Source organism: Nakamurella leprariae (genome assembly GCF_016918035.1).
Classification (GTDB): Bacteria; Actinomycetota; Actinomycetes; order Mycobacteriales; family Nakamurellaceae; genus Nakamurella; species Nakamurella leprariae.
Map to the genome: position 1 here is coordinate 58,527 of NZ_JAERWK010000012.1, position 13,654 is coordinate 72,180.

The 13,654-nt window shown below is 74.1% G+C and carries 12 protein-coding genes; 8 read left to right on the top strand and 4 right to left on the bottom strand.

Features of this window, described 5'->3' with window-relative positions; translation table 11 throughout:
• Positions 1-211: 211 nt before the first annotated feature.
• Both JL106_RS10020 and JL106_RS10025 read right to left on the bottom strand, forming a co-directional pair.
• Positions 212-907 (bottom strand): response regulator, encoded by a 696-nt coding sequence (locus JL106_RS10020; protein WP_407940135.1) that lies wholly within the window; start codon positions 905-907, stop codon positions 212-214.
• Positions 904-2,487, bottom strand: coding sequence for a histidine kinase (locus tag JL106_RS10025; protein WP_205260570.1), 1,584 nt, complete (start codon positions 2,485-2,487; stop codon positions 904-906). The genes JL106_RS10020 and JL106_RS10025 overlap by 4 nt, the downstream gene beginning before the upstream one ends.
• A gap of 258 nt (positions 2,488-2,745) precedes the next feature.
• Between JL106_RS10025 and JL106_RS10030 the strand changes: the two genes are divergently transcribed.
• A complete protein-coding gene (locus JL106_RS10030; RefSeq protein ID WP_205260571.1) occupies positions 2,746-3,495 on the top strand; it encodes a class I SAM-dependent methyltransferase in 750 nt (249 codons plus the stop codon).
• A gap of 14 nt (positions 3,496-3,509) precedes the next feature.
• Positions 3,510-4,217: a hypothetical protein gene (locus tag JL106_RS10035; protein ID WP_205260572.1), complete on the top strand. Its 708-nt coding sequence runs from the start codon at positions 3,510-3,512 to the stop codon at positions 4,215-4,217.
• Positions 4,218-4,219: 2 nt separating this feature from the next.
• On the opposite strand, the gene JL106_RS10040 is transcribed toward JL106_RS10035, so the two are convergent.
• Positions 4,220-4,600, bottom strand: coding sequence for a chorismate mutase (locus tag JL106_RS10040; protein WP_205260573.1), 381 nt, complete (start codon positions 4,598-4,600; stop codon positions 4,220-4,222).
• Between the two features lie 311 nt (positions 4,601-4,911).
• Between JL106_RS10040 and JL106_RS10045 the strand changes: the two genes are divergently transcribed.
• Both JL106_RS10045 and JL106_RS10050 read left to right on the top strand, forming a co-directional pair.
• Entirely contained in the window at positions 4,912-5,565 is a 654-nt protein-coding gene (locus tag JL106_RS10045; RefSeq protein WP_205260574.1) for a dihydrofolate reductase family protein, read from the top strand.
• 240 nt (positions 5,566-5,805) lie between these two features.
• On the top strand, positions 5,806-8,499 hold the full coding sequence (locus tag JL106_RS10050; RefSeq protein WP_205260575.1) for a UvrD-helicase domain-containing protein: 2,694 nt from the start codon (positions 5,806-5,808) through the stop codon (positions 8,497-8,499).
• Between the two features lie 129 nt (positions 8,500-8,628).
• On the opposite strand, the gene JL106_RS10055 is transcribed toward JL106_RS10050, so the two are convergent.
• Positions 8,629-9,672 carry a PIG-L deacetylase family protein gene (locus tag JL106_RS10055; RefSeq protein ID WP_205260576.1) on the bottom strand — a complete coding sequence of 348 codons (1,044 nt, stop codon included), beginning with the start codon at positions 9,670-9,672 and terminating at the stop codon, positions 8,629-8,631.
• A gap of 345 nt (positions 9,673-10,017) precedes the next feature.
• Here JL106_RS10055 and JL106_RS10060 point away from each other — a divergent pair, with 345 nt between their 5' ends.
• From JL106_RS10060 to JL106_RS10075, 4 genes are read left to right on the top strand one after another with little or no spacing between them, the layout of a single operon-like run.
• On the top strand, positions 10,018-11,031 hold the full coding sequence (locus tag JL106_RS10060) for an ATP-grasp domain-containing protein (RefSeq protein ID WP_205260577.1): 1,014 nt from the start codon (positions 10,018-10,020) through the stop codon (positions 11,029-11,031).
• Positions 11,032-11,038: 7 nt separating this feature from the next.
• Complete coding sequence (locus tag JL106_RS10065; RefSeq protein ID WP_205260578.1) at positions 11,039-11,860, top strand: PHP domain-containing protein; 822 nt, start codon at positions 11,039-11,041, stop codon at positions 11,858-11,860.
• Positions 11,857-13,407: a glycosyltransferase gene (locus JL106_RS10070; RefSeq protein ID WP_205260579.1), complete on the top strand. Its 1,551-nt coding sequence runs from the start codon at positions 11,857-11,859 to the stop codon at positions 13,405-13,407. The genes JL106_RS10065 and JL106_RS10070 overlap by 4 nt, the downstream gene beginning before the upstream one ends.
• Positions 13,404-13,637 carry a hypothetical protein gene (locus JL106_RS10075; RefSeq protein ID WP_205260580.1) on the top strand — a complete coding sequence of 78 codons (234 nt, stop codon included), beginning with the start codon at positions 13,404-13,406 and terminating at the stop codon, positions 13,635-13,637. Before JL106_RS10070 ends, JL106_RS10075 begins: the two co-directional genes overlap by 4 nt.
• The last annotated feature ends 17 nt before the right edge of the window (positions 13,638-13,654 follow it).

Here is a 13,654-nt window from a genome sequence, read left to right on the forward strand (position 1 = left end):
CAGCACGCCGATGTCATCGTTCGTCCGACGGTCCCGGACATCGCCGCTGGTCGTCGGCATGATCATCAGGAATCGCCGACGAAATGTTGCTCACCGCGGGCGGGAGGCGGAGCGATGCGTCACCAGTTCGATGACCCGGTGATGCAACGGGCGATTCGAGGGTGACCGCATGAGGGGATCGACTGGCGATCGCCCACACCGCGTGTCGCGGTCAGCGGGCGTCGGTGTTCGGGATCTCGTCGGCGGTGGCGTCGGTCGCGCAGTCCAGCCCGTGCCGGACGGCGAGCACGGCCAGCTGCACGCGGCTGCGGCTGCCGGTCTTGTCCATGATCGAGGCCACGTGCGTCTTCACCGTGGTCACCGAGATGTGCATGAGGGTCGCGATGTCGCCGTTGCTGAGCCCGGATCCGAGGTGTTGCAGCACATCCCGCTCTCGCTCGGTCAGCTCGGGCAGCCCGGCAGGTGGCGTCGGAGTGCCCGGACCGCCGGCCCGGACCGCCCGGTCGACCAGCCGACGCAGCACCGGTGGGCTGAACGGTGACTCGCCGGCCGCGGCCCGGCGCACCGCGTCGAGCAGGTCGGCCGGTGAGGCGTCCTTGGTGAGCAGGCCGCAGGCGCCGGCCGACAGCGCCGGGTAGAGGTGATCGTCGTCGTCGAACGTGGTCAGCGCGACGACCCGGGTGGCCGGCCGGGCCGAGACGATGGCGGCGGTGGCGGCGATGCCGTCCAGCACCGGCATCCGCAGGTCCATCAGCACCACGTCCGGCCGGCAGTCGTCGACCAGCCGCACCGCCTCCGCACCGTTGCGCGCCTCGCCGACGATCTCCACGTCGGCAGCGGACTCGCACAGCATGCGCAGCCCGGACCGCACCAGCGCCTGGTCGTCCGCGACCAGCACCCGGATCACCGCTGGGCCTGCGTCCGGGACCCGGCCGATTGCCGGCGGCGGCGCCCACACTGGGCGTCGTCGTCGTCGTCGTCGTCGTCGTTGTCGTCGTCGTCCCGGACCGGGTCGGTCGGCCGGCGATCGGCCGCACCGGGATCACTCGGACGCGGACCGGACGGGCCAGGTGCTGTGCCGAGTACCGGACCGGCGGCCGGCACGGCTGAGGACGGTGTCGACCCCGCTGTCGACCCCGCTGTCGACTCTGCTGCCGTCCCGAGCGGGATCGACGCGACGAGGCGCCAGCCGTCGGCGGTCGGACCGGCGGTGACCGCGCCGCCGAGCAGTTCCAGCCGCTCGCGCAGGCCGAGCAGCCCGAATCCGCGGCCGGGAACGGCCTCGTCGTCGGCGGCCGGGCCGGTGCCGGCGGCGTCGGTCAGGGCGGCGTCGGCGGCGGACACGGTCGCGGGGCGGGTGCGGCGTCCGGCCACGGACCGGTCGACCACCGACACGACGAGCACCTCGCCGCGGGCGCCGTCGTCGACGGGCGTGCGGGTGATGCCGACCGCAGCCGTGGCGTCGGCGGGCGCGTGCCGGAGCACGTTGGTCAGTCCCTCCTGCACCACCCGCAGCACGGCCAGCGCCTGGCCGGCGTCCAGCTGGGCGAGCACCGGGTCGTGGCCGGGAGGTGCGGTCAACGTCACCGGCAGGCCGGCCGACCGCACCCGGTCGGCCACGTCGTCGAGTTCGCCGGCGAGCAGTTCCGGATCCAGCATCTCCACGGCGTCCGGGCCCGACCGGTCGCCGGCCGGAACGCGCAGCAGGGTGACCAGCCGGCGCATCTCGGTGAGCGTGACGGTGGCGGCGTCGTTGATCTCGCCGAGCGCCCGCCGCGCGGCCTCCTCGAGCGGCAGCACGTCCCGGGCCACCGCGGACCGCAGTGCGATGGACGCGACGTGGTGGGCGACGACGTCGTGCAGCTCGCGGGCGATGGCCGTCCGGGTCTGCGCGGCGGCCTCCCGTTCGGCGGCGCCCCGCCGCAGCTGGGCCTGGACCTCCGCGGCGTGCCGCTCCCGGGTCTGCAGGAACTGTGCATGCAGGTACGCCCCCAGCAACAACGGTGCGGCGACCATCAGCGCCAGCTTGTAGAAGACCAGCCCGGCCTCATGGGCGGGTGGCTGCAGCAGCGAGACGACCGTGCCCCCGGCGAGCAGTGCGGCCGGCACGGCGGCCACCCGCAGCGGCCGGGTGTAGGCGACCTCGAACACCGCGATGCCGGCCATCACCTTGAACGCGCCGAGGTCGAGGTCGGCCGACTGGGCCACCAGCAGCAGCGAGACCTGCAGCAGCGCGGCCGTGGTCGGCCACCAGCCGGCGCTCAGGAACAGCAGGCCGGAACCCACGCTGATCAGGCACCAATCCAGGGCCAGCGTCTCGCCCTGCACCAGGTGCGGGATGCCGATGAGCAGCGGCACGGCGATGAGCCGGAGCCAGGCCAGCCGGCCGGGGAGCAGCACCGGCGATCCGTCGCGCCGGCTGCCGGGTGCGGATCCGGCCACCGACCGTCCGCCCGCCCGGAGCCGAGCGGCAAGAGCGGAGGTCACGCCGATCACGGTACCGAGCCGACCCGGCGGTCCGCCTCCTGCGGACGGCCTCCTGCTCCAGCAGGAGGCCGTCCGCAGGAGGGCGTCCTCCCGTCGGCCGGGACCACCTCCTGCCGGCGCCGCCGGATCCAGGCCCCGCGGCGGAGGTCGCAGGCGTCCGTCCCGACCAGGCTCGGCAGCGCCGCGAGGCAGCGGCCAGCCGATCGGCCATCTGCGAGCGCGTTGACCCCCGTGCCATCCCGAGGAGACCGAGGTCCGATGCCCCTGTCCGTCGCCGCCCCGTCCACCGCCCCGTCCGACCCCCGTCCCGCCGTCCGCCGCTGCCGGCCCGCCGCTGCTGCCCCGGTCCCGGCGCCCGTGGCCGCCGCGCGGTCCGGCGGTCCCCGCCGGACCGCGCTGTTCGTGCGCGAGTTCGCCCGGCACCCGCTGACCACCGCCTCGCTGCTGCCGAGCTCCGGGGCGCTGGCCCGGGCGATGGTCCCGGGGCCGGCGGCCGGGGCGCCGGACCCGGGAGCCGGTCGGCCGGTGGTGGTGGAGCTCGGTCCGGGCACCGGGGCGTTCACCGCCGCGCTGCAGCACCCGGCCGGCATCCGGCCCGACCGGCACCTGGCGCTGGAACTCAATCCCGTCCTCGGCCGCAGCCTGGCCGGCGATCACCCGGACGTCGAGGTGGTGGTCGGCGCGGCCGCCGATCTGCTGGACGTGCTGGCCGACCGGAACCTGCTCGGCCGGGTCGATCTGGTCGTCAGCGGGCTGCCGTGGCAGGCCTTCGCCGGCCCGGTGGGGGCGCGACTGGTCCCGGACATCGCCCGGGCGCTGCGGCCCACCGGGGCCTACACCCAGTTCACCTACAGCTGGACGCGGTGGGCCCCACCGGGCCGGCGCCAGCTCGCCACCATGCGCGCGGCCTTCGGTTCGGTCACGCTGACCGGCCCGGTGTGGCGCAACCTGCCACCGGCCACCGTCTACACCTGCCGCCGGCCGGCCGCAGCCGCCCGCGCGGCCTGATCGGGCGGTCCGCGATGGGCGACTGGCTGATCGACGGCGTCGGGGCCGTGCCGGCCCCGGCCGTCCTGGCCCTGTGCGCGCTGGTCCTCGCGGCCGAGACCGCGCTGCTGATCGGCGTGGTGCTGCCCGCCGCATCGGCGCTGGCCCTGCTGGGCGCGGCGGTCGGGACCGGCGCCGTGCCCGCCGCGGTCGCCGTGCCGGTGGCCGTGACGGCCTCGCTGACCGGCGGCATGGTCGCGGTCGCCCGGGCCCGCCGCCCGGTCCCGCGAGCAGGCAGCCCCGCCGCCGTCCGGTGGTCGGGCGTCCGCCGTTCGGCCCCGTTCGGTCGGCTGGAGCGCCGGCTGCACCGGCACCTCGGGAGCGGGGCGCCGTCCTGGCCGGTGGTCACCGTCGGGCACGTGCTGGCCGGGGTGCGCACCCTGGTGCCGCGGCTGGCCGGCAGCCGGGGGATCGGCGTCGGCTGGTGGGCGGCCGCGGCAGCGCCCGGTGCGGTGCTGTGGGTCGGCAGCTGGACCGCGGCCGGCGCCGCCGGTGCCCAGGTCCTGGACCGGCTGGACACCGTCAGCAGCGCCGTGGTCCTGGCGCTGCTGGTCGGTGCCGTCCTGACGCTGGCCGGCGTGGCCGTCCGGACCGTGGTGCGCCGGGCCGTGGTGCACCGGACCGCGGTGCGCCGGTCCCGACGCGGGCGAGCCGGGTCGACCCCGATCCCCGCCACGGCGTGAACTCAGTCGACGTCGCTGTCCCCGGAGTGAACGTCGCCGGCCGGGCCCTCGGGGCGACGGCCGAGCTTGCCGCGGCCCATGGCCAGCAGCATCATCCCCAGATCGGTGCCGGCCGGGCCGAGGCCGCGGAAGCGCTCCAGGATGGCCATCTCACGGCTGTAGACGATGCGCGGCCCGCCCAGCTGCTTGCGGGCGGCGCCGATCGCGTTGGACAGGGCGGTGCGGCGCTTGATCAGCCGCACGAGTTCGGCGTCGATGTCGTCGATCTCGAGCCGCAGCGTGTCGATCCCGGCCTGGTCGGCCGGCACCGGCACCGGCCCGCCGGTCGGTTCGTCGGCTCGGGCGTCGTCGGACCGGAGCTCGGAGCCCAGCGTGCTGGTCATGTCGTCCTTCAATCTGCCCGTCCGTCCCGGCGCCCGGCACGGAAAACGCCCCGGGTCGAAGGACCTCGGGGCGCGTCGTGGCGGATGTGTCAGCCGCGGACGGGCACCGGAGTCCGGTACCCGTAGGAAAAGCCGCGGCAGGAGTGCATGGCGGGGAGTGTGCCACAGCGGTCCGGTCCGGCGGAACCCGGGACGCGGGACGCCACCGGATCGAGTCCGATGAATCGGGCTGCCGCGGGCCGTCCGACCGAGCATCGACAGCGGCCGCGCCGGGGCGCCCGCTGGTGCCGTGGACGGACGGGAGTCGGCCGATGGACGAGCAGGACCGCGGTGGCGAGGTGACCTGCAGCGTGGCGGTGTCGCTGGACGGGTACGTGGCCGGGCCCGACCAGCGCCTCGACCAGCCGTTGGGGCGGTGGGCCGAGCAGCTGCTGCACCGGTGGATGTTCGACGAACCCGAGCAGCACCGGGCGGAGCTGGCGGCGATCACCGACGCCGGGGCGTTCGTGATGGGCCGCAACATGTTCGGACCGGTCCGCGGCGGGTGGGACAGCTGGGCGGGGCCGGATCCGTGGCGCGGCTGGTGGGGCGAGGCTCCGCCGTACCACGCGCCGGTCTTCGTGCTCACCCACCACGAGCGGGAGCCGCTGACCATGGCGGGCGGCACCACCTTCGTCTTCGTGACCGAGGGACCGGAGGTGGCGCTGACCCGGGCGCGGGAAGCGGCTGGGGCCAGGAACGTCGCGATCGCCGGAGGGGCGGCCACGATCAACCAGTACCTGCGGGCCCTCGCGATCGACGAGCTCCGGCTGCACGTCGCCCCGGTCACCCTGGGGGCCGGGGAGCGGCTGTTCGACGGGGTGGGACGACTGGACCTGCGCTTGGTCGAGGTCCGCGGCACGGACCGGGTCACCCACCTGCGCTACCGGGTGGGCACGGGTCCGGTCGCCGTGGACGGCGCCTGAGCGGCATCGAGGGGACGCCCCGAGGGGCGGGAGCGGGCCGGGGACGCGTCGTCGCAGGTCCCTGGGCTGTCGGTGCCGGCCGGTAGCGTGGACACGTCCCGATCCGCCGAGGACGGGATCGGTCCGCGTGGGAACGTGCGGACCGGTCCGGAACCACTGCCCGACCGTCTCGCGGTCGGTCCGAAGGAAGAACGCTGCCCACCGTGCTCGTCGTCGTCCCCGCCCGGACCGGGTCCCGCCATGCCCGCTGACCAGGCCACCGGCCTGGCCGGCGCCCAGCACACCCTGTTCGGCGACCCGACGCCCGCCTCGGCTCGTCGGCCCATCGCAGGTCCGTCGCCCGCGGGGACCGGGGGGCGCGGGCCGGCCGCGGCGGACGAGCAGCCGCGCCGGCGACGCGACCGCGCCGCCGAACTGCTCGAGGGTCTCAATCCGTCGCAGCGGGCGGCCGTCGAGCACCGCGGCTCCCCGATGCTGGTGGTGGCCGGCGCCGGATCCGGCAAGACGCGGGTGCTCACCCGGCGCATCGCCCACCTGCTGGCCTCGGGCTCGGCCGAGCCGGGGGAGATCCTGGCCATCACCTTCACCAACAAGGCCGCGGCCGAGATGAAGGAACGCGTGGCCGATCTCGTCGGCAACCGGGCGCGCTTCATGTGGGTCTCGACGTTCCACTCGATGTGCGTGCGGATCCTGCGCGCCCAGGCGCGGGACCTGGACATGAGATCGAGTTTCACCATCTACGACGCCGCCGACTCGCACCGGCTGATCCAGATGGTGGCCGGCGGTCTGGACATCGACCTCAAGCGCTACAGCCCGCGGCTGATCGCGGCGGCCGTGTCCAACCTCAAGAACGAGCTCATCGATGAGCACGAGGCCGCGCAGCGGCAGGAGTCCGACCTGGAGAAGGTGGTCGCCTCCGTCTACGCCGGGTACCAGGCGCGGCTGCGGCAGGCCTCCGCGTTCGACTTCGACGACCTGATCATGCAGACCGTCCGGCTGCTGCAGCGGCTGCCCGACGTGGCCGAGAACTACCGGCGCCGGTTCCGGCACGTGCTGGTCGACGAGTACCAGGACACCAACCACGCGCAGTACGTGCTGGTCCGCGAGCTGGTCGGGCCGACCAGCGGTCCCGGCGCCGAGCCCGCAGATGATCACGGCGGTGGGCTGCCGCCGGCCGAGCTGGTGGTGGTGGGCGACGCCGACCAGTCCATCTATGCGTTCCGCGGCGCCACCATCCGCAACATCGTCGAGTTCGAGCGGGACTACCCCGACGCGCGCACGGTGCTGCTGGAGCAGAACTACCGGTCCACCCAGACGATCCTGTCCGCGGCCAACGCGGTCATCTCCCGCAACCGGGATCGCCGGGCGAAGAACCTGTGGACCGACGCCGGGGCCGGCACCAAGGTCGTCGGCTACGTCGGAGACAACGAGCACGACGAGGCCCGGTTCGTGCAGCGGGAGATCGACGAGCTGGTCGACGGCGGCACCCACCGGTACGGCGACGTCGCCGTCTTCTACCGGACCAACGCCGCCTCCCGAGCGCTGGAGGACGTGTTCGTCCGCAGCGGCATGCCGTACCGGATCGTCGGCGGCGTCCGCTTCTACGAGCGCAAGGAGGTCAAGGACGCGATCGCCTACCTGCGCGCCGTGGCCAACCCCGACGACGAGGTCAGCATCCGGCGCGTGCTGAACACTCCGCGCCGCGGCATCGGCGATCGGGCCGAGGCGACGGTGGCGGTCTTCGCCGAGCGGGAACGGATCAGCTTCGGCGACGCGCTGGCCGCCGCCGCGCAGGAGCAGTCCGAGGTGCCCGGTCTGGCCGCCCGCTCGGCCAAGGCCATCGCCGGGTTCGTCGGGGTGCTGGAGACCGCGCGCGAGGAGCTGGAGGTCGGCACCGAGCCGGCCGACCTGCTGGTGTCGCTGCTGGAGAGCAGCGGGTACCGGGCCGAGCTGGCCTCCTCCGAGGACCCGCAGGACGCGTCCCGGCTGGAGAACCTGGAACAGCTGGTCACGGTGCTGCGCGAGCACACCGAGAACCTGCTGGCCGGCGAGCTCTTCGCCAACGCCCAGCTCGCCGAGGACGTCGACCTGCCGGACGCCACGGCGGCCGCGGCGCTACAGGACGCGGTGGCGACCGACCCGGTCGGCACCGACCCGGACGCCGATCTGGACGGCGGTGCGGACGGGGGTGGCGCGCTGCCGCCGGCGGGCGGGGCGGCCGGCGGGCCCACCGGCCCGCAGCTGCTGGCCGCGGTGCTCGAGCAGCTGTCCCTGGTGGCGGACGCCGACTCGGTGCCGGACTCCGAGGACGGCGTGGTCACGCTGATGACCCTGCACACGGCCAAGGGTCTGGAGTTCCCGGTGGTCTTCCTGACCGGCATGGAGGACGGCATCTTCCCCCACGTCCGGTCCCTCGGGGACGAGCAACAGCTGGCCGAGGAGCGTCGGCTGGCCTACGTGGGAATCACCCGGGCGCGGCAGCGGCTGTACCTGACCCGGGCGGCGATCCGGTCGGCCTGGGGCCAGCCCGGCGCCAACCCGGCGTCGCGATTCCTGGACGACGTCCCGGAAGACCTCGTCGACTGGCGTCGGTCGGCCGCCGAGGTGGACTCCGGCCGGTCGCGCGGCGGCCGGTCGGGCACGAGCGGCTGGGCGGGCTTCGGCGAGTCGGGCCGCGGGTTCTCCGCCCCGGTCACCGCCAGCCGGTTCGGTGCGGACGTGCCGTCCCGGGCGGGCCGACGTGGGCCGACGGCGCCGTCCCGGCCGGCGCTGGAACTGGCCAAGGGAGACCGGGTCTCGCACGACAAGTACGGCCTGGGCACCGTCCAGGAGGTGACCGGGGCGGGCCGGATGGCCACCGCCACCATCGACTTCGGCGCGGCCGGCACGGTCCGGCTGATGCTCATCGGCGGCGTGCCGATGGTGAAGCTCTGACCGACCCGCAGCGCGGCCGCCGTCCGGCGGCTGGCTCAGGTCGGGATGCGCAGAGCAGCGCGGCCGCCGTCCGGCGGCTGGCTCAGGTCGGGATGCGCAGAGCAGCGCGGCCGCCGTCCGGCGGCTGGCTCAGGTCGGGATGCGCAGGACCGAGACGCCGGCCGGCGGGGTGTCGGGCTCCTGCACCCGGGTGGCCGGGAACGGGTCACTCAGCTCCCGCATCACCTCGAACGGCTCCGCGTACTTGGCCCGGGGGGCCAGGGTGCGCGCCCAGAACCGGGACTGGGCAACCACCAGCTCCGGCTCCAGGTAGGTGCGCTCGGCCTGGGAGGCGAACTGCTCCAGCACCTTCAGCTTCTCGCTGAGGGTGTCGTCGATGGCCACGAACTTGGTCGGCCGGAAATCGTTGTTCGTCGACGGTGAGTGGTAGCAGTACAGCCGCGGCACCCGCCGGGTCGCCGACACCGTGGCGATGTGTACGGCCCGGTGGTCCTGGTGCCCGTCGTGCGCGGTGTGCACGTAGACGACGGTCGGATCGACCTCGGTCACGGCGGCCTCGACGAAGCGGATCGAGGTGGCGCCGTTGTCGATCCGGGTGTCGGGGAAATCGCCCATCAGCAGCCGGGCGCCGAGCAGGCCGGCCGAGGCGACGGACTCGCCGACCCGGTCGGTGCTGTTGCCGCCCACCGCACCGCGGCTGAAGGTCAGCACGGTCAACTGGTCGCCGCGGCGGGCGTGTTCGAGCAGGGTGCCGGCCGCGCCGATCTCCACGTCGTCGGGGTGCGCGCCGACCACGAGCACCCGGTCGCGCCGGGCCAGCACCTGGTGGACGTGCTCGGCGAGCCGGCGTTGCAGCAGGAACGAGTCGTTCGGGTCGAGCACGTCGTTGACGCCGGCCCGCATGGCGTCGAGCAGTTCGGCGGCGCCGACCATGGCGTCGGCGAGCAGGATGATCCGGCCGCGCGGGCTGCTGCGACGGATGCGGCGGATGCTGGCGGTCAACTCCGGGTGGCCCGAGTAGACGAGGGCGACCACCACGCGGCGGTTGCCGTCCAGGAAGCGGGTCAGCTCCGCCTCCGGCACCCTCACCAGCTCCAGGCCGGCGCCGGTGAGCGCGGCGACCGCCGCTCGTGGGGCCGACAGACCGACCGAGACGGCCAGCGGTCGCGGCATGGGCGCCATCTCGTCGGGATTCCGGTCGAGATGGCCACCGGAAGCGGATGCCTGTCCGAACGGGTGTTCCACCAACGCCCCCACGCATGACCGATTCGTCGACCGAGTCCAGTTCCGGAGCTCTGCCGCCGACGACCCCCAAAACCGGGAGTAGCCGGGCGATCACAGACTGTACCTTGTTCTCAGGGAGTGGTCGGGAGCAGTGCGACCAGCTGCTCAATCGGTCACGGACCGGGCGGACGTGGGGGGGGGACCATGGACCAGCAGTCGGCGAACGGCGACCGATCGGTCCGGGACACCAGGAACTCTCCGGACAGCGAGGGGCCTCCGCCCGCCGCACCCCGGGTGCTGGTGACAGGGGCCGGCGGCGCCGCCGCGGTCGCCATCCTGCGGTCGCTGCGCGGCCACTACCGACTGGCCGCCGCGGACATCAACCCGGTGGCCGTCGGGCTCTACCTGGTCGAGCCCGACCAGCGCTGGCTGCTGCCCCGGGGTGACGACCCGACGTTCGTGCCGGCGCTGCTGGACGCGGCGCAGCGGTCCGGCGCCGACCTGGTGGTGCCGACGGTGGACGTCGAGTCCCCGCGGATCGCCACGGCCCGCGATGAGTTCACCGCCCGCGGGATCCGGCTGCTGCTCGAGTCGCCGGAGACGCTGGCCGTCTGCCTGGACAAGTTCGAGCTGATGCGCCGGTGCGCCGAGCACGTCGCGGTGCCGCGGACCGTGCTGTGGACCGGCGGGACCGAGGACGCCGACGTGGCCGCGCTGGCAGCGCCCTTCGTGATCAAACCGCGGGCCGGCGCCGGCGGGCGCGGGGTGGCGGTGCTGGCCGACGTCAGCGCGCTGGCCTCCTACCCGCGGGACGGCCAGTGGATCGTGCAGGAACTGCTGCCCGGCGAGGAGTACTCGATCGACGTGCTGGCCCGGCCGGACGGGCACGTGGTCGCGGCCGTGCCGCGGCGGCGCGACCTGGTCGACTCCGGGATCGCCATCGCCGGCCGCACCGTGGCCGACGACGCGCTGGTGCGGTACGGCACCGACGCGGCCCGCGCCGTCGGCGCCACCGGGGTGGTCAACGTGCAGGTCCGCCGGGCGGTGGACGGCACCCCCAAGCTGCTGGAGATCAACCCGCGGTTCCCCGGCACCATGCCGCTGACCATCGCATCCGGCGTCGACATGCCGGTGCTGGCCGTGCAGGCCGCGCTGGGCGGCGAGCTGCCCGACCACCTGCCGTTCCGGGAGGTCGCGGTGGTCCGGCACTGGGAGGACGTGATCGTCCCGGTCGATCAGTACGGCGAGATCCGTTCGGCAGCAGCAGCGTCGGCAGCGCCCTCTGAGCCGACCGTCGTCGGTGGGTGAGCCGGTCGTGCGCGCGGACTCGAACCCCGACCCGGTCGAGGTGACCGGTGCGGTGCCGGCCCCTGGCCTGCGTCCCGGTCTGGTCGACCTGCACACCCATTCGTCCTGGACGGACGGCGCGGACCCGTTGCCCGCCATGGTCGCCGCCGCGGCCGCGGCCGGCCTGCGGGTCCTGGGCTGCTCGGACCACGTCCGCAGCAGCAGCGACTGGTTGCCCGAGTACGTGGCCCAGGTACACGAACTGGACCGGGAGCTGGCCGAGCGCGATCCCGCCGGGTTACGGCTGCGCTGCGGGGTGGAGACCAAGATCCTGGACACCGGCGGCCGGCTCGACCTGCCCGCACTGCCCGACGGTCTGCAGTACCTGGTCGTCTCCGACCACCAGTTCCCGGACACCGACGGCCCGGTGTCCCCACGGGTCATCGCCGCGGACCTGGCGCAGGGCCGACGGGCGGCGACGGACGTCCTCGAGCAGCTGGTCACGGCCACCGCGGCCGCGGTGCGAGTGACCCCGCTGCCGGTCGTGGTCGGCCACCTGTTCAGCCTGCTGCCCAAGCTGGGGCTCGCCGAGTCGGCGGTTCCGGACGAGTTGCTCGACCACCTGGCCGCCTCCTGCCGGGACGCCCGGGCCGCGGTCGAGGTGAACGAGAAGTGGCGGTGCCCGTCGGTGCGGGTGGTGCGCCGGCTGCAGGCCGCCGGGGTCCGGCTCACCACCGGCAGCGACGCCCACGCGGTGGCCGAGGTGGGCCGGCGGGACTGGGTCGACCAGGTGCTGCGCGAGGTTCCGGCCTCGGCGTCGACCGAGCGGTCGACGCCGGGGGCCGGGTGAGCTCCGTGCTCGGGTTCCTGGTCGAGCCGGCGACCGGCACGTCGGTGGCCCTCGAGGTGGTGCAGTGGATCCTGGTCGGGCTGGTGCTGCTGGGTGCCGTGCCGATGGTCAGCACCGTGTACCAGTTCCTGCTGCTGCTGCGCACCCCCCGGCACGACCACTACCAGGACTGCGATCCGGACTTCCTGCCCCGGGTGGTGGTGCTGGTCCCGGCCTGGAACGAGATCGCGGTGCTGCGGTACAGCGTCGACGCGATGATGGCGCTGGACTACCCGCCCGAGCGGCTGCGGATGGCCGTGGTGGACGACGGCAGCACCGACGGCACCCCGGAGCTGCTGGACGGCAAGGTGTCTCAGTACCCGGGCCGGGTGCTCAACCTGCGGCGGGAGAACGGCGGTCAGGGCAAGGCGCACACCCTGAACCACGGACTGACGCTGCTGCTCGAGGACGACTGGGCGGACGCGGTGCTCATCACCGACGCCGACGTGGTGTTCGAGCCGACCTCGGTGCGTCGCATGGTCCGGCACCTGGCCGACGAGCGGGTCGGGGCGGTGACCGCGTTCATCCTGGAGGCGTCCAAGCGTCCGAACACGATGAACCGCTACATCGGCTACGAGTACACCGCGGCCCAGGCCGCCAGCCGGCGGGCGCAGAACGTGGTCGGCGCCCAGGGCTGCCTGGCCGGCGGCGCCCAGCTGCACAGCCGGGCCAACCTGCTCGAGCTGGGCGGCGCCATCGACACCACCACCCTGGCCGAGGACACCGTCACCACCTTCGAGACCCAGCTCGCCGGGCGCGCCGTCGTCTTCGACGGCAACGCCCGCTGCCTGGCCGAGGAGCCCGGCTCGGTCGTCGGACTGTGGAAGCAGCGACTGCGCTGGTCGCGCGGCAACATCCAGGTCGCCAAGCGGTTCGGCGGGGTGACCGGCGGCGTCTTCTTCGGGCGGTCCGACGTGCACCGGCTCGGCGGGTTGTGGTTCGGGCTGCAGTGGTTCACCACGTTGCTGCTGCCGGTGCTGATGATCATCTCGTCCACGTCGCTGGTCATCCTGTGGTTCATCAGCTTCGGGAAGGCCGAGATCGCGTTCGAGATCCTGTGGGTCACCAACGCCTTCGGCTGGCTGTTCACCACGATCTACACGCTGTCGCTGGACCGCTGGGTGGCCCGCCGGACCTGGTTCCAGGCGTTCACCTTCCCCGGCCTGGTCAACATCGTCATCATCGTCGCCGCGCTGGCGCCACGACCGACGCGGGAGCTGCGGGACTGGGCCCTGGATCGGCTCGGGATGACGTGGTCGGCCGGGCTGGCCGACACCCTGACGCTGTTCGCGTACGCGTGGGTCGCACTCTGCATGGTCGCCGCCTGGGGGCTCTACCGGCTGGAGAAGGCAGGTCGACTGCCGAAGGTGCAGTCCGTGCTGCTGGTGCTCATCGGCTACGGCCCGCTGCTCTGCGCCATCACCTTCGCGGCGTACGTGGCCGAGGCCCGGGGCGCGGCGATCAAGTGGGAGAAGACGGAGAAGACCGGCGCGGTGGGGCCGGCGTGACGGATCCGTCCCGGCCCGAGGGCCCAGGTCCCCGCCACGACCAGCCCGGGTGGGGCGTCGGATCCTCCGGTGGGATCGAGGACGGGGCTGCCGAGCCGGCGGCGGACGAGTCGAGCCGGCGGCTGCTGCGCCAGGACCACCGGTTCGAGCAGTGGGTGCTCTACAAGGGCCTGCTGGTGCTGTTGCTCATCGCCGTGCTCATCTGGGTGCGGCAGACGTTCCTCATCTGAGCGCCTGATCTGAGCGC